Here is a 21,148-nt window from a genome sequence, read left to right as displayed (position 1 = left end):
TTCGTCGGACTCCTCGGTCTGGCAACGCTCGCCATCGCCGGAGTCTCGGTGGTCGTCGTCTACAACCTCTTCCGGGGCCAGCGCTAAGCGCTTCACGACAGCCATGATCGAGATCCCGACCGATCTGCCCGCCGAACTGGTCCCTCTCTCCTGGTTGATCGGTGTGTGGGAGGGCACGGGCGTGCTCGACTACGCGGTCGGTGACGACCACACCCAGCTCGAGTTCGGCCAGCGCGTGAGCTTCAGCCACGACGGCCAGCCGTACCTCAACTACTCGTCCACCTCGTGGGTGCTCGACGAAGGCAACACCCCGCTCGCCGCGGAGACCGGGTACTGGCGCCTCAGCCGCACGCTCATCGAGGGCGACGCCGGCCCGGCGATGCTGCCCGGCCAGGGTGCTCGCCCATTCTCCACGGCGCAGTCCGTCGAGACGCTCCGCAACTCGCACGGCGGCTTCGACATCGACGTGGCGATCGTCCATCCGGACGGAGTGAGCGAGCTCTACCTCGGCCAGGTGAACGGCCCGCGCATCGACCTCGCGACGGATGCGGTGGTCCGCACCGCGGGCGCCAAGGACTACACGGCCGCCACCCGCCTCTACGGCCTCGTCGACAACCACCTGCTCTGGGCCTGGGACATCGCGGCCCTCGGCCAGGAACTGCGCACACACGCCTCCGCCCGCCTCGCGAAGGCGGAGTGATGGCGGCATCTCCCTTCCTGGCGCTGCCGGGCGCTGTCGACATCGCGGACGTCGGCGTCGCAGCGCACTACGGCAACCCGCTCTCCGAGCAGCGCGCGCTCGCCGATGGCCGCGCGATCGTCGACCTCTCCGACCGCGCCGTGCTCACGATCACCGGGCCGGACAGGCTCAGCTGGCTGAACTCGCTCACCAGTCAGAGCCTCCTCGGCCTCGCCCCCGGCGAGTCCACGGAGACGCTGCTGCTCGACGTCACCGGACGACTGGAGCACGCCGTCCGCATCGTCGACGACGGAGAAACGCTCTGGATGCTCGTGGACAGTGCGGAGGCGGAGGGACTTCTGGCCTGGCTGACCTCGATGCGCTTCATGCTCCGCGTCGAGCTGGCCGACCGCACGGCCGACCTCGCGACCATCGGCACCATCGGCGACCCGGCGCTCCCCATTGCGGCCCCCAACGGCGTTCCACTCATCTGGCATGACCCGTGGCGGGCGGTGACTCCCGGTGGTCACCAGTACGCGCGGGGCGAGCATCCCGGAGCGTCGTGGACGTGGAGCGAACGATTGGTGCCCCGGGATGCGCTCGGCTCCATCGCAGCGCGCGTCACCGCCGGCGAGTTCCCGGTCGCAGGCACGCTCGCAGCCGACGCGCTCCGGATCGCCGCCTGGCGCCCGCGCTTCGCCACCGAGGTGGACGAGAAGACCATCCCGCACGAACTCGACTGGCTCCGCACCGCCGTGCACCTCACCAAGGGCTGCTACCGCGGCCAGGAGACGGTGGCGAAGGTGCACAACCTCGGGCACCCACCCCGGCGACTGGTGATGCTGCACCTCGACGGGTCGGAGGGCGTGCATCCCGAGCGTGGTGCGGTCGTGACGAACGACGGCAAAGAGGTCGGGACCATCACGTCGTCCGCTCTGCACTACGAGCTCGGGCCGATCGCGCTCGCCGTGGTGAAGCGGTCGACGCCCGCCGATGCGACCCTCGTGGTGGATGCGGACGGCACGGCGGTCGCGGCAGCTCAGGAGATCGTCGTTCCTCCGGAGGCGGGCGCAGAAGCACACGTCCCTCGGCTGCCGAGACTCGGGGCCGTCACCCGCCAGCCCCGCGCGTAGCCGGGGCACTCACCACGCGAACCCCTGCGGGGCGACCGCATCCCAGTCGACGGTGAGCTCCCCGAGCCGCCACCGCGTGCGCCCGCCGCGTACCGGCCAGCCTGCGTCGCGCATCCCCTGCGCCACGGCGATCCAGCGCTGCCTGGGCCCGTAGGCGGCGAGCGGGGCGTGGATGCGCCACAGCCGATCCAGGTCGAGCATCAGCCGGTGCACGGGCTCGCCGGGCACGTTGCGGTGGATGAGGATCTTCGGCAGTCGCTCGGCGACGATTGATGGGGCGTCGAGCCCGTCGAGCCCGTCGAGCCGCAGCGAGATGCTGAGATGCTGCGGGCCGACTGCGGTGACGTCGACCCAGGACGAGATGCGGCCGATCTCGTCGCAGGTGCCGTCGATCAGCGCTCCGCCGCGCTGCAGCCGGGAGACCAGGCGCCGCCAGGCCGGCACCACCTCCGACTCGTCGTACTGCCGGAGCACGTTGGAGGCGCGGATCACCGCGGCCAGACGGCCGTCCGGCAGCGGCACCTCGAAGCCGCCGAGCGCGAAGCCGATCCGCGCATCCGGTGCGAAGCCGGTCGCCCCGGAGCGGACGACGGCCAGCTGCTCCCGTGCGGTCGCGACGCGGCCGGGCTCGATCTCGAGACCGAGCACCTCCACCTCCGGTCGGACCTTGGCCAGCCGCTGGTGCAGTTCGAGCGCCGTGACGCCGCTGGCGCCGTAGCCCAGGTCGACGACGAGCGGGTCCGCGGTGCTGCGCAGGACGGGGAGCGTCGCGATCCAGCGGTCGACGCGACGCAACCTGTTCGTGTTGGTCGTGCCACGGGTGACCGTGCCGATCGCGCCGGATGCCATGCGTCCAGTCTGCCAAACCCGAGGCGATAGATTAGGAGGCATGTCCGCGCCTCACACTTTGATCCTCCTCCGCCACGGCAACAGCGAGTGGAACCAGAAGAACCTGTTCACCGGCTGGGTGGACGTCCGCCTCAGCGAGCAGGGCGTCGCAGAAGCCAAGCGTGCCGGAGAGCTGCTCTCCGAATCCGGGCTGCACCCCGACGTGCTCTACACCTCCGTGCTCACCCGCGCGATCCAGACCGCGAACCTCGCCCTCGAGGTCGCAGACAGGCTCTGGATCGACGTCAAGCGGTCGTGGCGCCTCAACGAGCGCCACTACGGCGCGCTGCAGGGCCTCGACAAGGCGGAGACGCTGGAGAAGTACGGCCCTGAGCAGTTCCAGCTGTGGCGCCGCTCCTTCGACGTCCCGCCGCCGCCGCTCGACGACGACAGCGAGTGGTCGCAGGCGCACGACCCGCGCTACGCCGGACTCGGAGACGACCTGCCGCGCACCGAGTGCCTGAAGGACGTCATCGCAAGGATGCTCCCGTACTGGGAGTCCGACATCACGAAAGACCTCGCCGCGGGAAAGACGGTCCTGGTCACGGCGCACGGCAACTCGCTGCGCGCACTGGTCAAGCACCTCGACGGCATCTCGGACGACGACATCGCCGAGTTGAACATCCCGACCGGCATCCCGCTGGTCTACCAGCTCGACGAGGACTTCCGTCCGATCGCCCCCGCCGCATACCTCGACCCGGAGGCCGCCGCCGCAGGCGCTGCCGCCGTGGCCGCCCAGGGCAAGAAGTAGAAACAATCGAGTCCGGACTTATTCACGCTTCGCTCGGCGCGTCGCGTGAATAAGTCCGGACTCGATCTTTTGGTGGGTGAGCCGCGGGGCTAGGAGGCGAGCTCGGGGGCCCAGTCGCCGGTGGCCAGGTACTGGACCTTCTTGGCGATGGACACCGCGTGGTCTGCGAAGCGCTCGTGGTAGCGGGATGCGAGGGTCGCGTCGACGGTGTCGACGGCCTGACCCTTCCAGGTCTCGCCGAGCACCTTGTCGAAGACGCTGACGTGCAGCTCGTCGATCTGGTCGTCCTCGTTGCGGATCTCGTCGGCCAGATCGAGGTCCTGCGTGCGGAGCAGCTGCGCGAGCTTCTGCGCGATCAGCACGTCGAGACGGCCCATCTCCGCGAAGGTCGAACGCAGGCTCTTCGGGACGACCTTGTCCGGGAAGCGGTAGCGCGCCAGCTGCGCGATGTGCTCGGACATGTCGCCCATCCGCTCCAGCGACGCGCTGATGCGTAGCGCGCTGACCACGATGCGCAGGTCGCGGGCGACCGGCTGCTGGCGGGCGAGGATCTGGATGGACAGCTCGTCGAGGAGCACGGTGAGCTCGTCGATCTTGTTGTCGTTGGCGATGACGTCCTCGGCGAGGCTGACATCGGAGTTGTTGAACGCCTGCGTCGCATTCTGGATGGAGAGGACGACGAGTTCCGCGATCTCGACGAGACGGTCCTGAACTTCGGCCAGCTCCTGCTGGAATACTTCGCGCATGGGGTGTGGTCCTTCCTGGCGTGCGCACGCACGCGGGATGCGGGGTCTTCTGACCCCGTGAGCATGTTCCCTTCGCCAGGTTAACGGTTGGTGCCGTGCGCCTGAACACTGTCTAAAGTACCCGCGAAAACACGCGGCAGGCTGCGGGATGCGTGCATTCGGCTGTTTACGCATCCCATACGCTTGCCTCATGGACTCCGCCTGGTTGGTGCTGCTGTCTCTGGCACTCGGCCTCGTGGTCGGCGCCGGATTCGTGTGGATCCTGCACATCGCCGCGAGACGGGGCGATCACGCCGTGCAGGTGGTCAGCCCGAGCGTTCCCGACGGCGTCGATCAGGTACTGGATGCGCTCGAATCGGCCGGTGTCGTGCTCGACCCGTCGAACAACGTCATCAAAGCGTCGCCCGGCGCCCACGCGATCGGTCTCGTCTGGAACGGCGCCCTCGTGCATCCGCACCTCGTCGACCTGGTGGACAGCGTCCGGCGCACCGGAGAACCGGTGACGGAGGAGTGCGAGCTCGCCCGCGGCCCGTTCGGCGATGCGAACATCCATTTGAGCGTTCGGGTCGCCAGGCTCGGCAGCCGCTACGTGCTGCTGCTCGCGGAGGACAGGACCGAGTCGTACCGGCTGGAGATCGTGCGGCGCGACTTCGTCGCCAACATCAGCCACGAGCTGAAGACGCCGATCGGGGCGGTCAGCCTGCTGGCCGAAGCGCTCGACGGTGCGTCGGACGACCCGGACCAGGTGCGCCGGTTCGCGCACAGGCTCACGCAGGAGGCGCACAGGCTCGCCCGCATCACGCAGGACATCATCGAGCTGAGCAGGCTGCAGGCGACGGATGCCATCGGCAGCGCCGAGCGTCTGCGGGCGAACGCCGTCGTCACGGCGGCCCTCGACCAGAACAGGGTCGCCGCGGAGACCAGGGGCATCGAGCTCGCGGTCCGCGGAGACAAGGCGGCGGAGATCCTCGGCAACGAGGCCCTGCTCGTCACGGCCGTGCACAACCTCATCTCCAACGCGATCCAGTACTCGCCGGACGACTCGCGCATCGGCGTCGGCGTCCGCGTGGTCGACGGCGTGGTCGAGATCGCGGTGACCGACCAGGGCGAGGGCATCCCGGAAGACGACCTCGACCGCGTCTTCGAACGATTCTTCCGCGTCGACCAGGCCCGCTCCCGCAACACGGGAGGCACGGGGCTGGGGCTCGCCATCGTCAAGCACGCCGTGCAGAACCACGGCGGCGAGGTGCGCGTCTGGTCGCAGCCCGGTCGCGGCTCGACCTTCACCATCCGGCTGCCAGAAGCATCCACTGTTCGTCCCCCGATAGGAGAACCAACGTGACATCCATCCTGCTCGTCGAGGATGAGGCCGCTCTGAGCGAGCCGCTCGCCTACCTGTTGAAGCGCGAAGGCTACGACGTGACGGTCGCGGAGGACGGGCCGACGGCGCTCGCCGAGTTCGACAAGGACGGCGCAGACCTCATCCTGCTCGACCTCATGCTGCCCGGCATCCCCGGCACGGAGGTGTGCAGGGAGATCCGCACCCGGTCGAGTGTGCCGATCATCATGCTGACCGCCAAGGACTCCGAGGTCGACATCGTGGTGGGCCTGGAGCTCGGCGCCGACGACTACGTGACCAAGCCGTACTCGTCCCGCGAACTGCTCGCCCGCATCCGGGCCGTGCTGCGGCGCCGGGTGGAGGCGGAGGAGGCGATCGACGACGCGATCCTCGAAGCCGGTTCGGTGCGGATGGATGTGGACAGGCACACGGTGCAGGTCAACGGCACCGAGATCTCCATGCCGCTGAAGGAATTCGAGCTGCTGGAGCTGCTGCTGCGCAACGCGGGGAGGGTGCTGACGCGCGGCCAGCTGATCGACCGGGTGTGGGGGAGCGACTACTTCGGCGACACCAAGACCCTGGATGTGCACATCAAGCGCATCCGGTCGCGGATCGAGGAGAGCCCGTCGGAGCCGGCGATGCTGGTCACCGTGCGCGGGCTCGGCTACCGCTTCAACGCGTAGAGGACTTCACGCGCCGACAACGCGAACGGCTCCGAACTTCACGAAGAAGTTCGGAGCCGTTTCGTTTGTGCGTGCGACCCGCTACTTGGTGGCCGGCAAGATGGTGGGCGGCACGAGGTCGCGATATTCGGGCAGGGCGCCGTCGAGGACGGGGACCTGCAGCTTCAGGCCGGTCTCGTCTCCGTACTGGAAGAAGACCGAGTAGAGGGCGCCCGGCTTGCCGTCGAAGTTGGCGAAGAAGACGTTGTTGCTGGAGCTGGACTGCGGGTCGCTGCCGAGCTGCTTGACCTGGCCGGGCTTGACCGTGACCTCTGCCGTGGATGCGCTCTGGTCTCCGCCCTGGATGGAGACCTCGATGCTCTTCGAGTCGTTGTTGACGAGCGTCACGACGAGGTTGCCGACGGTGCCGTCTTTCGCATCCGTGATGATGATGGCGTTGCGCACGTCGATCTGGCCGACGTTGCCGCTCACCCCGTCGCTCGCGTCGTAGTGCTTCGTGGTGGCCTGCGGGGCGATGAAGCCGCAACCGGCCGTTCCGAACGCGACCGCCAGAGCAAGGGCGATGGACGCTGCGACACGAGCTTTCACTGAATGACCCTCCAGATCGTTCCGCTCGGCCTGCGAATGCGCCGTGTGAGAAAGCGGAATGCTGTTTGAGTTTAGCGCATGCCCACGGGCGCTCGGGCGCGCGAAGGCGAACCTTAGCATGTGCCTCATGTGGTATCCTAGTAGTTGCTGAAGGGACATCAATCTATGCTTTTCGAGGTTGGCGAAACCGTCGTTTACCCCCACCACGGTGCTGCGACTATCACCGAAGTCAAGAAGAGAATCATCAAGGGTGAAGAGAAGCTGTACCTCAAGCTCAACGTGACCCAGGGCGACCTCACCATCGAGGTTCCCGCTGAGAACGTCGACCTCGTCGGCGTCAGGGACGTTATCGGCAAAGAGGGTCTCGACCGCGTCTTCGAGGTTCTGCGCGCTCCGTTCACCGAGGAGCCCACCAACTGGTCCCGCCGCTACAAGGCGAACCTTGAGAAGCTCGCCTCCGGCGACGTCATCAAGGTCTCCGAGGTCGTCCGCGACCTGTGGCGCCGCGACCAGGACCGCGGCCTGTCCGCCGGTGAGAAGCGGATGCTCGCGAAGGCTCGTCAGATCCTGATCTCCGAGCTCGCGCTCGCCGAGAAGACCGACGACGAGAAGGCATCGAGCCTGCTCGACGAGGTCCTGGCCTCCTGAGTGTCGCCGCGCCTCGCGGTGGTGATCGTCGCCGCCGGTAGTGGCACGCGTCTGGGCGCAGAGCTCCCGAAAGCCTTCGTGGCTCTCGGGGGCTCTACTCTTCTCGAGCGTTCGGTGCATGCCGTCGCGGGAATGAGCGAAGAGGCGCAGGTTGTGGTCGTCGCTCCCGCTGAGCTCGTCGGGGACGCGACGGAGCTCGCATCCCGGGCTTTCGGCGCGCCCGTCTCCGTCGTGGCTGGCGGGGTGACCAGGCAGCAGTCCGTCGCGGCCGGCATCGCCGTGCTCGCTGGCTCCGTCGAGGTGGTGCTGGTGCATGACGCCGCTCGGGCGCTCACGCCGTCGTCGCTGTTCGACGACGTCGTCTCGGCTGTGGATGCGCGGGGTCACGGCGTCGTGCCCGGCCTGCCGGTCAGCGACACGATCAAACGCGTCGGCGACGACGGGGAGATCCACGAGACCGTCGACCGGTCCGTGCTGTCCGCCGTACAGACGCCGCAGGGCTTCCCGCTGGCCGACCTCGCCGCCGCGTACGCAGCGGCAGCCTCGGAGGAGACGGACGACGCCGGGCTGGTCGCCGCATCCGGTCGGGCGGTCTCGGTCATCCCGGGCGACGCGCGCGCGTTCAAGATCACCACGCCGTGGGACCTGCGCAGGGCGGAGGAACTGATCGCCGGGTCTGGCGCTGCCGCTGTCGCTGCGCCGCGCGTCGGGTTCGGAACGGACACGCACGCGTTCGACCCGTCGGCGGAGCTCTGGCTTGCCGGGCTGCACTGGCCGGGGGAGGCGGGGCTCGCCGGGCACAGCGACGGGGACGCCGTCGCGCACGCGATCACGGATGCGCTGCTCGCCGCCGCGGGCCTGGGCGACATCGGCGGGGTGTTCGGCACGAGCGATCCGCGGTTCGTCGGTGCTCACGGATCCGTTTTCCTGACAGAGACCCGACGTTTGGTCGAGCAGGCGGGATTCCGGATCGGGAACGTGTCCGTGCAGCTGGTCGGCAACCGGCCGAAGTTCGCGCCGCGACGTGCGGAGGCCGAGGCGCTGCTCGGCGGCATCCTCGGCGCCCCGGTGTCGGTGTCCGCGACCACGACGGACGGCCTCGGGTTCACCGGCCGCGGCGAGGGCATCGCCGCGTTCGCCACCGCCCTGGTTGTCCACAGCCGACAGGTCTGACGAGTTACTGACATGTTCGAACGCTCGCGCGGCACCCGCGCGGCCCGGCCCGTAGGCTGTATGCCGTGACTGTGAGACTCTACGACACGAAGGCCGGTGCCCTTCGCGACTTCATCCCGCTCCGCGACGGCGAGGTGGGCATCTACGTGTGCGGTCCGACCGTGCAGTCGTCTCCGCACATCGGCCACCTGCGCTCCGCGCTGGTCTACGACCAGCTGCGGCGCTGGCTGAGCTATCGCGGATACCGGGTCACCCTGGTGCGCAACGTCACAGACATCGACGACAAGATCCTGGTCAACGCCGAGGCGGCCCGGGAGTCCGGCAGTGCGGAGGAGTGGTGGGCGCTCGCGTACCGCTTCGAGCTCGAATTCACCGCGGGGTATACGGCGCTCGGCGTGCAGGCGCCCACCTACGAGCCGCGGGCCACGGCGAGCATCCCGCAGATGCAGGAGATCATCGCCCGGCTGATCGAGCGCGGGCACGCGTATGCCGCGGCGGACGGCTCCGGCGACGTGTACTTCGACGTGAAGAGCTGGCCGTCGTACGGCGAGCTGACCAGGCAGAGCATCGACAACATGGAGGCCGCGGCCGACGCCGACCCCCGTGACAAGCGAGACCCGCGCGACTTCGCGCTCTGGAAGGGGCGCAAGGCCGACGAGCCGGCGTCCGCATCCTTCCCATCTCCGTGGGGAGACGGGCGGCCGGGATGGCACATCGAGTGCTCCGCCATGTCGCGGCGCTACCTCGGGCCGCAGTTCGACATCCACGGCGGCGGTCTCGACCTGCGCTTCCCGCACCACGAGAACGAGATCGCCCAGTCGACGGCGGCGGGGGATGCGTTCGCCAACTACTGGGTGCACAACGGCCTGGTCAACGTCAACGGACAGAAGATGAGCAAGTCGCTCGGCAACTCGGTCTACGCCGCCGACCTGCTGGGCGCCGCGCGTCCTCTGGTGGTGCGGTACTACCTCGGGTCTGCGCACTACCGGTCGACCATCGACTTCCACGACGGGTCGTTGGAGGAGGCGGAGGCGGCGCTCGAGCGCATCTCCGGGTTCTTCGAGCGCGTCGACCGCCGACTGGCCGGAACGCGCTTCGCCGGAAGCGGCGTCGAGAGCGTTCCAGGCGCCTTCGCCGAGGCGATGGACGACGACCTCGCCGTCCCCCAGGCCATCGCGGTGCTGCACGACACCGTGCGTTCAGGAAACGCGGCGCTGGATGCGGAAGACTTGGAAGCCGCCGCCGCCGCACGCGGGCACGCGCTCGCGATGGCGGAGGTGCTGGGCATCAACCCGTTGTCCCCGCACTGGAACACCGCAGGATCGTCGGCGGCGGACGCCGCCCTCGGCCAGCTGGTCGAGCGGCTGCTCGCCGACAGGCAGGCGGCACGGCAGGCGAAAGACTTTGCGGCAGCAGACCGCATCCGCGACGAACTGACGAGCGCGGGAATCACCATCGAAGACACCCAGACGGGGTCGCATTGGAGCATCGAATCATGAAGAACTCGGGTGGAAAGCCCCGCGCCGGGGCCGTGAGGAAGAGCCGCAAGGGTCCCCAGGTGGGCTCGGGCGGACAGGGCAGGCAGGCACTCGAAGGCAAGAAGCCGACGCCGAAGGCCGAGGACCGGCCGTACCACCCCGCCGGCAAGGCGAAGGCGGCGCGCGAGCGCTACGCCGCAGCGGGCGGGCGCGGCAAGCCGGGCGAAGGCCGTGGTCAGGGCTCCGGCCAGGGCCGCGGGAGGGGCGACACCGCGCCGCGCGGCGCATCCGGTGCTGCACGCCGCGCCAAGTCGGGCGACGAGAGCGAGATCGTCACCGGCCGCAACTCCGTGGTCGAGGCGCTGCGCGCGCACATCCCGGCCAGCACGCTCTACATCGCCGCGCGCGTCGAGATGGACGAGCGGGTGAAGGAGATCCTGTCGATCGCCACCGGTCGCGGTCTCCCGATCCTCGAGGTCATGCGTCCGGAGCTCGACCGCCTGGCCGGCCGCGACGCCGTGCACCAGGGCGTCGCGCTCAAGGTGCCACCGTACGAGTACGCGCACCCGGCCGACCTGCTCGACCTCACCATCCGCAAGGGGGAGACGCCGCTGTTCGTCGCCCTCGACGGCATCACCGACCCCCGCAACCTCGGCGCGATCATCCGCTCGACGGCCGCGTTCGGCGGGCAGGGCGTCATCGTCCCGCAGCGTCGCTCGGTCGGCATGACCGCCTCGGCGTGGAAGACCTCGGCGGGCGCCGCAGCGCGCACGCCCGTCGCGATGGCGGCCAACCTCACCCAGACGCTCAAGGCGTTCAAGGAGGCCGGCGTCTTCGTGCTCGGACTCGACGGCGGGGGCGACGTGTCGCTTCCCGGGCTGTCGTTCGCCGACCGGCCGGTCGTGATCGTGGTCGGCAGCGAGGGCAAGGGACTGTCGCGCCTGGTCACCGAGACCTGCGACGCGATCGTGTCCATCCCGATCACCGCCACCACCGAGTCGCTCAACGCGGGGATCGCCACGAGCGTCACGCTCTACGAGATCGCCAAGCTGCGCGCGGAGGCCGCCACGAAGTAGCCGCGGCACCGCCCGCTTGGTGAGATGCCAGTAACTGCGCCGGATTCCACGGAAATCGGCGCAGTTACTGGCATCTCGCGGTTGTAGGTGGGGTCAGACCTTGCTGCGCCAGTCGTCGGCGTCGTCGTCCTCGTCGCCCGTTCCCGTCTCCGACGCCAGGATCGGGATGCTGATGGTCTCGGTGGGCGGGGCGATCACGGTCGCCTCGTCGCGGCGGTGGCGGAGGATGTCGTTGATGTACGAGGTCAGGGCCTCGGCGAGCGGCACATCCCGGCCCTCGGCCTGCGACATGAACCAGCGGTGCTCCAGCAGCTGGTGGAAGACCTCGGCGGGCTCCAGCTTGCCCTTGAGGTCGGCGGGGATCGCGCGCACGACAGGCTCGAAGACGCGCATCAGCCACTCGTGCGCCATCGCCTCCTCGTCCAGGCCCTGCTTGCCGAGCGTCGCGGCGTAGGAGTCCAGGTCGTTGAGCAGTCGCCTGGCCTGGTTCTCTCCGGTGTCGAGGCCGGTGAGGCGCAGCAGCCTGCGCTGGTGGTGACCGGCATCCACCACCTTCGGCTGGATGCGCACCGTCGTGCCCTCGTCGGAGGTCTTGATCGCGAGCTCCTCGATGTCGAAGCCGAGATCGTTGAGGCGGTCGACCCGCTGGTTGATGCGCCAGCGCTCCGACGACTTGAACGACTCGCTGCCGGTCAGCTCCTTCCAGAGCGACCGGTATGCGGCCACGATGCCGTTGGAGACCTTGATCGGGTCGAGTTCCTCGTCCACGCGGCCGCCGGCTTCGAGGTCCATCAGCTCGCCCGCGATGTTGACCCTGGCGATCTCCAGGTCGTTCTCGCGCTGACCGTTCGAGAGGCCGCCGTCGTAGAGCTGGCCGGTCTCCGCATCCACGAGGTACGCGGCGAACGCGCCGGCGTCGCGACGGAACAGGGTGTTGGAGAGGGACACGTCGCCCCAGAAGAAGCCGACGATGTGCAGGCGCACGAGCAGCACGGCCAGCGCATCCACCAGCCGGGTGGCGGTGTCGGGCCGCAGGGTCTGTGAGAACAGCGCCCGGTATGGGAGCGAGAACTTGAGGTGGCGCGTGACCAGCACGGCCTTCAGCGGGTCGCCCTCGTCGTCCGTGCGGTTCTTGATGACCGCGACGGGATCGACGCACGGCACGTCCACCCGCTGCAGGGTGCGCAGCATCTCGTACTCGCGCGTGGCCATCTCCGCGGTCGTCTCCTTGATGGCGATGACGTAGCCGGACAGGTTCGCGAAGCGCACCAGGTGGCGGGAGATCCCCTTGGGCAGGACCGCGATGTGCTCGCTCGACCACTCGTCGAGCGGAAGGTTCCACGGGAGGTCGAGGAGTGCGGGATCGACCGTCGCCGCGGTGATGTTGAGGGAGCCAGCCATGATGAAAACCTATCGGATGCGGGTGGGAGCGCTGAGGGCGGGGGAGCGGATGGGGAAAACGACAGTGCCGCAGTCCGGGAAGGACTGCGGCACTGTCAGGATGCGTTGCGACCTCAGTCGACGACGGCACCGCCGAGGCGCTCGCCGCTCTCCGCGTGGAACGCGTGGACGTGGCCCGGCTTCGGGGTGATGTAGACGGTGTCGCCCGCGTTCGGGTGCATGCGTCCGTCGACACGACCGACGATGTCGGTGCGCTTGCCGTCGATCTCCGAGTGGCCGTAGAGGTAGCCGTCTGCGCCGAGCTCCTCGACCAGGTCGACCGTGACCTTGAGGCCGGTGTTCTCGGTGGTGGAGACGACGACGTCCTCCGGGCGCACACCGATGGTGACGGCCGAACCGGCGTTCGCGAGGACCTCGCGCTCGATCGGGACGACCGAGGTGCCGAACTTGACACCGCCGTCGGTGACGTCGGCCGAGAACAGGTTCATGGCCGGGCTGCCGATGAAGCCGGCGACGAACACGTTGTTCGGCTGCGCGTACAGGTCGCGCGGGGTGCCGACCTGCTGCAGGACGCCGTCCTTGAGGACGGCGATGCGGTCACCCATGGTCAGAGCCTCGGTCTGGTCGTGCGTGACGTAGACCGTGGTGACGCCGAGGCGGCGGGTGAGCGACGCGATCTGCGTACGGGTCTGGACGCGGAGCTTGGCGTCGAGGTTCGACAGCGGCTCGTCCATGAGGAACACCTGGGGGCTGCGGACGATCGCGCGGCCCATCGCGACGCGCTGACGCTGACCACCGGAGAGCGCCTTCGGCTTGCGGCCGAGGTAGGGCTCCAGGTCGAGCAGCTTGGCGGCCTCGAGGACGCGGGAGGCGCGCTCGTCCTTGTTGACGCCGGCGATCTTGAGCGCGAAGCCCATGTTCTCTGCGACGGTCATGTGCGGGTAGAGAGCGTAGTTCTGGAAGACCATCGCGATGTCGCGGTCCTTCGGCGGAACGTCGGTGACGTTGCGCTCGCCGATGAAGATGTTGCCATCGTTGACCTCTTCGAGGCCGGCGAGCATACGCAGCGAGGTGGACTTACCACAACCGGACGGACCGACCAGGACGAGGAACTCGCCATCGGCGATCTCGAGGTCGAGTGCATCCACTGCAGGGCGGTTGGAACCCGGGTACAGACGGGTTGCCTTGTCATAGGTGACTGACGCCATTGTTTTCTTACTCCTTCACCGGCAGGTACGTGCCGGACGATCCGTTGTGAATGGGTAGGTGGAACTGTCGTCCTGGGGCGACGGTGCCACGACCCCATAGTATGACATCGGCGACGGCGTCGTGACCACACGGGCACCCAGGGGTCCACGGCGCGTTCAGCCGGCGTCTGGACGATTCCCAGACTGCCGAATTACGATCGTCCGGTTGCGTGCCGAGCGCGCGATCCCGAACCACACTGCCCCGAAGCAGTGCCCCAGCGATTCCCCGAAAGTGACATTCATGACCGACGGCCCCGACGACAGCCGCCCTGCCAACGAACGGCGTGAGGCAGCCAGGGAGAAGGCCCGCCAGCTGCGCACGTCCCAGCAGCGGAAGGATCGAAGGAACAAGACGCTGCTGACCGGCGGCATCGTGATCGGAGTGCTCGCCGTCGTCACGGTCGTGGCACTGATCATCGTCAGCGCGATCCGCCCGACCGTCCCCGGCCCGAAGAACATGGCGAGCGACGGTGTCCTGATCGGCTCCGGCCTCACCGTCAAGCCGACGCCCGCCCTCGCGGCGGACGCCAAGCCCATCCCCTCGACGCCGGACCCCAGCGGCAGCGTCGTCGACATCCGGGTGTACGCGGACTACCTCTGCGCGCTGTGCGGCGACTTCCAGCGCACCAACCTCAAGCAGCTCGAACCGCTCGTGAAGGACGGCGCGGTGACGATGGAAGTGCATCCTGTCGCCATCTACACCAGCCACTCGGCGGGGACGAAATACTCGCTGCGTGCGGCCAACGCCGCGGCGTGCGTCGCGAACTACTCGCCGAACGCGTTCTGGAAGTTCAACGCCACGATGTTCACGAAGCAGCCCAAGGAGGGCGGCCCCGGCCTCACCGACGCGCAGATCAAGTCGCGTGTCAGCGACGCGGGAGCGACCAAGACGAGCGAGATCTCCTCCTGCATCGACGACGGCCGGTTCAAGACCTGGGTGACGACCGCGAGCGACAGGGCGCTGAGCGGCCCCATCCCGAACTCGTCGGTCAAAAAGATGACGAACGCTCTGCTGGTGCTGGTCAACGGCAAGCAGTACACCGGCTCCCTGACCAGCGCGGCCGACTTCAAGGCGTTCGTGCTGCAGGCGCAGGGCGACCAGTATTCGTCGACCGCGACACCGTCCCCGAGCCCCAGCGCAGGCTGACCGAACCGCAGGACCCCATCCCGTAGGATGGGTGCCGACGACGGGCGACCGTCGACTGCCGGCCTGGCGCAATTGGTAGCGCACCGCTCTTGTAAAGCGGGGGTTACGGGTTCGAGTCCCGTGGCCGGCTCTGTGATGCCATCCTTTGGCCGCGGCGACAACGCCGCTTGTTCGTCGCCCACCGAGACAGCCGGTGGCCTGTCGCCGGCGTTCGGGTGCGGGTATGCTCGCGGCCAACGAAAGGGTCATCGATGAGCCGCGACAACGACAAGAACGACGAACTGCGCGAGGAACACCAGGAGCAGGGGGAGCATCGACAGGAGCTGCGGGACGAGGTCTTCGACGAGTCCGGAGGCGACGAGGATGACTTCGGCTCGCAGGACGAGCGGCGCAAGGAAGGGCGCGGACGACTGTAGGTCTGCGGCGCGCAGCCCGAGATCATGTGGAACTCGATCTTCTCGCTCGAACCGTCCGTGTGGGAGAAGCTCCTCCGCACCGTGCTGCTGTACGCGTTCCTGATCCTCGCCCTCCGGCTGAGCGGCAAGCGCTTGATGGCGCAGCTGACCACGTTCGATTTCATCGTTCTCCTGCTGGTCTCGAACGCGGTCCAGAACGGGCTGATCGGGAGCGACAACAGCGTCACAGGGGCCGTCATCGGTGCTGCGGCGCTGTTCATCCTCAACGGCGTGATCGCCTACCTCTTCGTCCGCAGCAGACGAGCGCAGGAGATCGTCTCGGGGAAAGGGGCGCTCCTGGTGAAAGACGGAGTGATCGACGAGAAGGCGCTTCGCAAGCAGCGCTTCACCGAGTCCGACCTCATGGTCGCGTTGCAGGACTCCGGGGTGACAGCGGTCTCGGACGTGAAGACCGCGCAGCTCGAACCGAACGGCCAGCTGCTCGTTGCACGACGCGACGACGACGCACCGTCGACGACGGAGGTCATGGCCGCGGTGAGACGGCTTGAGGACAAAGTGGACGAACTGCTGAGAAAGACGCGGTGACCACATGGACGTTTTCCTGACAGGAGCGACCGGATTCCTCGGACGGGCGGTCCTCGACCGGTTCGTCTCCGACGGGTACAGCGTCACCGCCCTGGTGAGCAGCGCCGATGACGCGTCCTCGGTGCGGGCGGCGGGAGGCACCCCGTTCCTCGGTGACGAAGAGGAGACCCGGACGCTGTCGGACGCGATCCTCGGGAGCGACGGCGTCATCCACCTGGCGACCTCGGCGCGGGAGGACCCCGACTTCATCGACGCGGTGCTGCCTGCACTGGAGTCGAGCGACAAGCCCTTCATCTACACCGGAAACCTCTGGACGTACGGGTCGAACAACGACATCACCGAGACCTCCGCTCAGCACCCGCCCGGCGCGGTCACCTGGCTCGTCGACGCCCAGAAGCGACTGCTGGCGGAGGAAGGGGTGAGGATCTCGATCGTCGCGCCGGCGGTCGTGTACGGCCACGGGCAGGGCATCCCGCGGACGATCACCGACGCGGTCGACACGTCGGGCGCCCAGCCGTTCCTGCCGCTGATCGGAGACGGCACCCAACACTGGGCGACCGTCCACGTCGAAGACCTGGCCGACCTGTACCTGCGCGTCTTCGAGAAGGAGGGGCACACCAACGAGGTCTACATCGCGGCGACCGAGGCGGCTCCGACCGTCGCGGAGCTGGCCGAGGCAGCGGCACACGCGCACGGCATCTCAGGCGGGGTGCGTGCCGAATCCGTGGAGGAGACCTCCGAACGCCTCGGGGCGGGGATGGCGCACGTCCTCCTGCTCGACCAGCACGCGCACGCCGACAAGGCCCGGGAAGAACTGGGGTGGGAGCCGACGCGTGCCTCCCTGGCCGACGAGCTTCGCGCCGGCTACACCTCCATCGCCGACGACCCGCTGTGGAGCTAGGGCCGGACCGAGCGCCGGCGACTCACGCGGTGACGCTGCGTCACCACACCGACGCGATCCGATAACCGACGCCACGGAATTCGAACGTGTCGTCCGCCCGGAGGCCGGCCATCGGCGCGTAGAGCGGCGAGTCGGTCGCGATGCCGACGTACGCGTCACCGTCGACGTCGAACTCGCTCAGCGCGACACCGATCACGTACCGCAGGCCGTCCATCTCGACGATCGCGCCCGGACCGACGACGTCGTGGTGAGACAGGTCGAGCGCGTCGATCTCCGTGAGGGTCTTCGCCTCGCCGGCCTCCACCCGTTCGTACAGCCCGACGAACTGTCCCTCGTCGTCCGACTGCGACAGATCGTCGATGGAGTACGACGAATCGGGATCGATCTCCGCGGCGGAGTGCTCAGACCTCAGCGAGGCCTGCGACGAATCCTCGGCGCCGTGCACCTGCGAACGCATCGCCTGCCGGATCCGTTCCTTCGCTTCCGTGTCCATCTGGGCGAACTCCTCTGCTCCACGTGACACACACGTTATCGGCATCGATTTCATCGGACGCGGTCAGCTGTTGCCCGCAACAGCTGCGATTGTTCTCCGGCACAACGCCTTCCCCCGGCCTAGCCATCGCCCGTACTCTTCGACTATGGCGGAGCAACCGAACGACGACCCCGGCGAGGTGGAGGACTGGTCACGCCTTGTGCCCGGCACGGTCTACGCGCTGCGCAGCGGGGAAGACACCCAGCAGGCGGTGTTCCTCAGCCTCGTCACCGACTCGAGCGCCCTCTTCACGCTCGTCGGCGAGTCCGATCCCGAGACGTTCTCGCAGGACGATTGGGCCGTTTCCGCGCGCGTCGACAACCACCGGGAAGGGGAGAGATGAGCAGTCACACGGAGAAGACGTACGCCAAGCTCACGGGCACGCCGGCACCACGCGATCTGGAGTGGTCCGAGTTCGTCACGTTCTGGGAGGCGCGGGCGGAGGAGACCGAACAGGAGTCCGGCGACCGGCTCGCCGTGACGATGAACGGCCACCGCGAGGTGTTCCGGCGCCCTCACGACGGCCGGGTCTCGATCGAAGACGTCGAGCGCGCCCGCCACCTGCTCGCAGCGACCCCCGATCGAAAAGGCCACGGCGCGCTGCTGGCCATCGCCGTCACGGCCGACGAAGCGAGAATCTTCGACTTCGACCTGGATGCGCAATCGGTCACGGACACCCGGACGACGCTGACGGATCACACCAGGGAGGGCCACCACCTCCGAACGGTCGAACGCCACACAGGACACGACGACGAGAGCGACCTCATCCACTACTTCGACGCCATCGCCGACACGCTCAGGGCCACCGTGCGGGGCCGGGAGTTCATCGTGATCGGCCACGGCACGGGGAAGGCCAACGTCGCGGAAGGCTTCGTCGAACGCCTCCGGGCGGCCCATCACGAGGAGGCTGCCCTTCTCAGAAACGTCGTCGACCTGGACCTCAGTGCGGCCACCGACGCAGACATCGAAGACGCAGCGCTCGCCGCGTCTGGAAGCTGATGAGCGGCCGTGAACTCGATGAGCTGATCGTCTGGGCGGAGGGTCGCCTCCCCGCGATCATCGATCACGTGTTCACCACCGTCATGGAGACCATTCCCGTCTACCGGGAGACGGACCGCATCACGGCCGACGAGCTCCGCCGTTCGATCGAGGACAACGTCAGGTTCCTGGTCGGCGCGTTGCGCCATCCCGGGGTGACCCTCGACCTGTCCGTCCCGGAAGGCACAGGGCGTCGTCGTGCCCACCAGGGCGTTCCGCTTCCCGAGGTGCTGCACGTGTACCGGATCGGGTTCGCGACCCTGTGGAACGCGATCGTGGGGCGCGCCAACTCCGAGCTGCGCCCAGCGGTCCTCGGGTCGCTCCTGGCCACCTCAACGTTCATCTGGGAGGTGGCAGACGAACACGCGACCGCCCTCACCGATGCGTACCGCGCGGCGACAGCGGAGATGCTCATCAGTCAGGAGCATCGTCGCGCAGCGCTCGTCGAAGTGCTCCTCACCGGCCACGTCGGACGGGACGCCGGACCATGGGAGGCTGCGGCTCTCCTCGGCTTCCCGCCCGGCGCCGAGCTTCTCGTGGTCGCCGCGCACACGCGCGAGGTGGCGGTCGAGAGCATGCCGGGGATCGAGAAGGCACTGTCCAGCCGCGGGTTCGTCTCGGCCTGGAGGCTGACTCCGTCGCTCCAGCTCGGGGTGATCGCGGCGCACCCGGGCAACACGCCGGCCGTCCTCGAGCTGCTGGCCTCTCAGGCGAGCGCACGCGCCGGCGTCAGTCCGGCGTACCTGACGCCGGCGGACACGCCGCGGTCCCTTCGCCTTGCGCGAGCGGCGCTGAACGCGATCCCCCGAGCCAGCGACGAGGTCCGGATGTTCAGCTCGAGCCCGATCGCGGCCCTGCTGGCAACCGACCCTGCCGAAGCGAACCGGCTCGCGGCACGTGTCCTGGGCAGCGTCCTGAATCTGCCAGACGCGGACCGGAGCGTGCTGCTCGACACGCTCAACGCCTACCTCGCCGCCGACGGTTCCGCGACGGACGCCGCTCTCACCCTGCACTGCCATGCGAACACGGTGCGATACCGGTTGCGTCGCATCGAGGAACTCACCGGGCGCTCGTTCTCCGTGCCGGAGAACGTCGCCGAACTGGCCACGGCGACGTTGGCCGTCGACCTGTCCGACACGGCATGAGAACCCTCACGATCGTCCAGCCAGAAGATGAGAAGGAAGGTGGAAGGCGTTGAACAGAGAAAAGCGCGAACGCGCAGCGGCCGCCGAGGCGGAAGCACAGGCACAAGCGGCCGTCGAAGCGAGCGAGACCGACGATTCGTCGATCGACCCTGACGAGGAACTCGAGTCGGAAGAGGAGCCGGACGTCTAGCGCCGACAACCGCCGTTGTGACGGAGGACAAACGTCCGGCGATCGAGTGCCGCGGCCCGCTGTTCGTGGCTAGCGTGACGAACAGGGAGCGGCCAGGGGCGACCCCCGGCCGCGCAAACGCCCTCTAGCGGAGGAAGACGTCGATGGCGAAAGTGCTGGTTGTTCTCTACCCGGATCCACTCGACGGATACCCGCCGACGTACGCCAGGGACAGCATCCCCGTCATCACCGGATACCCCGGCGGCCAGACGGTGCCGTCGCCGGCGGCGATCGACTTCACGCCGGGCCAGCTCCTCGGCTCGGTCTCCGGCGAACTGGGTTTGAGAAAGTTCCTCGACGACGGAGGGAACGAACTCGTCGTCACCAGCGACAAGGACGGCCCTGACTCGGTCTTCGAACGAGAGCTGCCGACCGCCGACGTGGTGATCTCCCAGCCGTTCTGGCCCGCGTACCTGGATGCGGCGCGCATCGAGAAGGCGAAGAACCTCAGGCTCGTCATCACCGCCGGGATCGGCTCCGACCACGTCGACCTCGACGCGGCGATGCGGCACGACATCACGGTTGCGGAGGTCACGTACAGCAACTCGATCAGCGTCGCCGAGCACGCGGTGATGCTGATCCTCGACCTCGTGCGCAATTTCGTCCCCGCACACGAATGGGTCACCTCGCGGCGCGGCTGGAACATCGCCGACGCCGTCTCGCGCTCATACGACCTCGAGGGGATGGACGTCGGCGTCATCGCGGCGGGCCGCATCGGCGTCGCGGTGATGCGTCGGCTCAAGCCCTTCGACGTCCACCTGTTCTACACGGACAAGCGGCGGCTCCCGGAGGCGACGGAGACCGAACTCGGCCTCACCTTCGTGCCATCGGTGGCGGAACTCGTCACGCGGGTCGACGTGCTCTCCATCCACGCCCCGCTGACCCACGAGACCTTCCATCTGTTCGATTCCGCGCTGCTCGGCACCATGCGACGCGGGTCGTACATCGTCAACACGGCGCGCGCCGAGATCCTGGAGCGGGACGCCGTCGTCGAGGCGCTCGAGACGGGGCAACTCGCCGGATACGCGGGAGACGTGTGGTACCCGCAGCCGCCCGAGGCGGACCACCCGTGGCGGACGATGCCGAACAACGCCATGACGCCGCACATCTCCGGGACGTCCCTATCTGCACAGGCCAGGTACTCGGCGGGCGTCCGCGAGATTCTTGAAGACTACTTCGATCACAAACCCATCCGGCCGGAGTACCTCATCGTGGATAGTGGGGCACTCGCGGGAACGGGTGAGGCGTCGTACAGCACGGACGGCACAGGGAGTCCTGGCAGTTCCGGCCAGTAGACGAAGGACCGGCCCGCGGGGGCTCCCCAT

Annotated in this window: 24 protein-coding genes and 1 tRNA gene; 19 read left to right on the top strand and 6 right to left on the bottom strand. The window is 68.3% G+C overall.

What is annotated here, in order from left to right:
• The first annotated feature begins 103 nt into the window (after window positions 1-103).
• Together ACN6M5_RS08185 and ygfZ are read left to right on the top strand one after the other, a co-directional pair.
• Window positions 104-700 (top strand): nitrobindin family protein, encoded by a 597-nt coding sequence (locus ACN6M5_RS08185; RefSeq protein ID WP_085371108.1) that lies wholly within the window; start codon window positions 104-106, stop codon window positions 698-700.
• On the top strand, window positions 700-1,812 hold the full coding sequence (gene ygfZ / locus ACN6M5_RS08180; RefSeq protein WP_434949233.1) for a CAF17-like 4Fe-4S cluster assembly/insertion protein YgfZ: 1,113 nt from the start codon (window positions 700-702) through the stop codon (window positions 1,810-1,812). Before ACN6M5_RS08185 ends, ygfZ begins: the two co-directional genes overlap by 1 nt.
• A 9-nt stretch (window positions 1,813-1,821) precedes the next feature.
• Here the strand turns inward: ygfZ and ACN6M5_RS08175 are convergent, their stop codons facing one another.
• The gene (locus ACN6M5_RS08175) at window positions 1,822-2,661 is read right to left on the bottom strand and encodes a class I SAM-dependent methyltransferase (RefSeq protein WP_434949232.1); all 840 of its coding nucleotides are present in this window, start codon (window positions 2,659-2,661) and stop codon (window positions 1,822-1,824) included.
• Between the two features lie 40 nt (window positions 2,662-2,701).
• Between ACN6M5_RS08175 and ACN6M5_RS08170 the strand changes: the two genes are divergently transcribed.
• Window positions 2,702-3,451 carry a phosphoglyceromutase gene (locus ACN6M5_RS08170; protein ID WP_434949231.1) on the top strand — a complete coding sequence of 250 codons (750 nt, stop codon included), beginning with the start codon at window positions 2,702-2,704 and terminating at the stop codon, window positions 3,449-3,451.
• An 89-nt stretch (window positions 3,452-3,540) separates the two neighbouring features.
• Here the strand turns inward: ACN6M5_RS08170 and phoU are convergent, their stop codons facing one another.
• The gene (gene phoU / locus ACN6M5_RS08165) at window positions 3,541-4,197 is read right to left on the bottom strand and encodes a phosphate signaling complex protein PhoU (protein WP_085371104.1); all 657 of its coding nucleotides are present in this window, start codon (window positions 4,195-4,197) and stop codon (window positions 3,541-3,543) included.
• Between the two features lie 190 nt (window positions 4,198-4,387).
• Here phoU and ACN6M5_RS08160 point away from each other — a divergent pair, with 190 nt between their 5' ends.
• Window positions 4,388-5,539: a sensor histidine kinase gene (locus ACN6M5_RS08160; RefSeq protein ID WP_168689954.1), complete on the top strand. Its 1,152-nt coding sequence runs from the start codon at window positions 4,388-4,390 to the stop codon at window positions 5,537-5,539.
• Window positions 5,536-6,219: a response regulator gene (locus ACN6M5_RS08155; protein WP_085371102.1), complete on the top strand. Its 684-nt coding sequence runs from the start codon at window positions 5,536-5,538 to the stop codon at window positions 6,217-6,219. The genes ACN6M5_RS08160 and ACN6M5_RS08155 overlap by 4 nt, the downstream gene beginning before the upstream one ends.
• Before the next feature lie 81 nt (window positions 6,220-6,300).
• Here ACN6M5_RS08155 and ACN6M5_RS08150 read toward each other — a convergent pair whose 3' ends face one another.
• On the bottom strand, window positions 6,301-6,807 hold the full coding sequence (locus tag ACN6M5_RS08150; protein WP_085371101.1) for a hypothetical protein: 507 nt from the start codon (window positions 6,805-6,807) through the stop codon (window positions 6,301-6,303).
• Between the two features lie 165 nt (window positions 6,808-6,972).
• Between ACN6M5_RS08150 and ACN6M5_RS08145 the strand changes: the two genes are divergently transcribed.
• The 4 genes from ACN6M5_RS08145 (at window position 6,973) to rlmB (ending at window position 11,182) form a co-directional block, all read left to right on the top strand.
• Window positions 6,973-7,455 carry a CarD family transcriptional regulator gene (locus tag ACN6M5_RS08145; RefSeq protein ID WP_021763858.1) on the top strand — a complete coding sequence of 161 codons (483 nt, stop codon included), beginning with the start codon at window positions 6,973-6,975 and terminating at the stop codon, window positions 7,453-7,455.
• Window positions 7,456-8,628 carry a 2-C-methyl-D-erythritol 4-phosphate cytidylyltransferase gene (gene ispD, locus ACN6M5_RS08140; RefSeq protein WP_434949230.1) on the top strand — a complete coding sequence of 391 codons (1,173 nt, stop codon included), beginning with the start codon at window positions 7,456-7,458 and terminating at the stop codon, window positions 8,626-8,628. It abuts the gene before it with no gap.
• Between the two features lie 65 nt (window positions 8,629-8,693).
• Window positions 8,694-10,127: a cysteine--tRNA ligase gene (cysS, locus tag ACN6M5_RS08135; protein ID WP_434949229.1), complete on the top strand. Its 1,434-nt coding sequence runs from the start codon at window positions 8,694-8,696 to the stop codon at window positions 10,125-10,127.
• Complete coding sequence (gene rlmB / locus ACN6M5_RS08130; protein ID WP_434949228.1) at window positions 10,124-11,182, top strand: 23S rRNA (guanosine(2251)-2'-O)-methyltransferase RlmB; 1,059 nt, start codon at window positions 10,124-10,126, stop codon at window positions 11,180-11,182. The genes cysS and rlmB overlap by 4 nt, the downstream gene beginning before the upstream one ends.
• Before the next feature lie 93 nt (window positions 11,183-11,275).
• On the opposite strand, the gene ACN6M5_RS08125 is transcribed toward rlmB, so the two are convergent.
• Window positions 11,276-12,583 carry a DUF4032 domain-containing protein gene (locus ACN6M5_RS08125; protein WP_168689949.1) on the bottom strand — a complete coding sequence of 436 codons (1,308 nt, stop codon included), beginning with the start codon at window positions 12,581-12,583 and terminating at the stop codon, window positions 11,276-11,278.
• A 113-nt stretch (window positions 12,584-12,696) separates the two neighbouring features.
• Window positions 12,697-13,791: an ABC transporter ATP-binding protein gene (locus tag ACN6M5_RS08120; RefSeq protein ID WP_085371096.1), complete on the bottom strand. Its 1,095-nt coding sequence runs from the start codon at window positions 13,789-13,791 to the stop codon at window positions 12,697-12,699.
• Window positions 13,792-14,071: 280 nt separating this feature from the next.
• Between ACN6M5_RS08120 and ACN6M5_RS08115 the strand changes: the two genes are divergently transcribed.
• The 5 genes from ACN6M5_RS08115 (at window position 14,072) to ACN6M5_RS08095 (ending at window position 16,879) form a co-directional block, all read left to right on the top strand.
• Window positions 14,072-14,977 (top strand): DsbA family protein, encoded by a 906-nt coding sequence (locus ACN6M5_RS08115; RefSeq protein ID WP_434949227.1) that lies wholly within the window; start codon window positions 14,072-14,074, stop codon window positions 14,975-14,977.
• A 57-nt stretch (window positions 14,978-15,034) separates the two neighbouring features.
• Window positions 15,035-15,107 (top strand) — tRNA-Thr (locus ACN6M5_RS08110).
• Between the two features lie 121 nt (window positions 15,108-15,228).
• Entirely contained in the window at window positions 15,229-15,393 is a 165-nt protein-coding gene (locus ACN6M5_RS08105; RefSeq protein ID WP_434949226.1) for a hypothetical protein, read from the top strand.
• Window positions 15,394-15,417: 24 nt separating this feature from the next.
• A complete protein-coding gene (locus tag ACN6M5_RS08100) occupies window positions 15,418-15,978 on the top strand; it encodes a DUF421 domain-containing protein (protein WP_434949225.1) in 561 nt (186 codons plus the stop codon).
• A 4-nt stretch (window positions 15,979-15,982) separates the two neighbouring features.
• The gene (locus ACN6M5_RS08095) at window positions 15,983-16,879 is read left to right on the top strand and encodes an NAD-dependent epimerase/dehydratase family protein (protein WP_434949224.1); all 897 of its coding nucleotides are present in this window, start codon (window positions 15,983-15,985) and stop codon (window positions 16,877-16,879) included.
• A 40-nt stretch (window positions 16,880-16,919) separates the two neighbouring features.
• Here ACN6M5_RS08095 and ACN6M5_RS08090 read toward each other — a convergent pair whose 3' ends face one another.
• Complete coding sequence (locus ACN6M5_RS08090; protein WP_434949223.1) at window positions 16,920-17,372, bottom strand: hypothetical protein; 453 nt, start codon at window positions 17,370-17,372, stop codon at window positions 16,920-16,922.
• A gap of 145 nt (window positions 17,373-17,517) precedes the next feature.
• Here ACN6M5_RS08090 and ACN6M5_RS08085 point away from each other — a divergent pair, with 145 nt between their 5' ends.
• From ACN6M5_RS08085 to ACN6M5_RS08065, 5 genes are all read left to right on the top strand, one after another.
• Entirely contained in the window at window positions 17,518-17,754 is a 237-nt protein-coding gene (locus ACN6M5_RS08085; RefSeq protein WP_434949222.1) for a hypothetical protein, read from the top strand.
• Window positions 17,751-18,410, top strand: coding sequence for a hypothetical protein (locus ACN6M5_RS08080; RefSeq protein ID WP_434949221.1), 660 nt, complete (start codon window positions 17,751-17,753; stop codon window positions 18,408-18,410). The genes ACN6M5_RS08085 and ACN6M5_RS08080 overlap by 4 nt, the downstream gene beginning before the upstream one ends.
• Window positions 18,410-19,594, top strand: a complete 1,185-nt coding sequence (locus ACN6M5_RS08075; RefSeq protein ID WP_434949220.1) for a PucR family transcriptional regulator — start codon at window positions 18,410-18,412, stop codon at window positions 19,592-19,594. Before ACN6M5_RS08080 ends, ACN6M5_RS08075 begins: the two co-directional genes overlap by 1 nt.
• A gap of 49 nt (window positions 19,595-19,643) precedes the next feature.
• Window positions 19,644-19,784, top strand: a complete 141-nt coding sequence (locus ACN6M5_RS08070) for a hypothetical protein (RefSeq protein WP_434949219.1) — start codon at window positions 19,644-19,646, stop codon at window positions 19,782-19,784.
• 143 nt (window positions 19,785-19,927) lie between these two features.
• Window positions 19,928-21,118: an NAD-dependent formate dehydrogenase gene (locus ACN6M5_RS08065; RefSeq protein ID WP_434949218.1), complete on the top strand. Its 1,191-nt coding sequence runs from the start codon at window positions 19,928-19,930 to the stop codon at window positions 21,116-21,118.
• Window positions 21,119-21,148: the final 30 nt, after the last annotated feature.

The sequence above is a fragment of the Leifsonia araucanica genome (assembly GCF_051161895.1).
In the GTDB taxonomy this organism is placed as follows: domain Bacteria; phylum Actinomycetota; class Actinomycetes; order Actinomycetales; family Microbacteriaceae; genus Leifsonia.
Note: the sequence above shows the minus strand (reverse complement) of the source record. Positions and strands in the feature narration are given on the sequence as shown.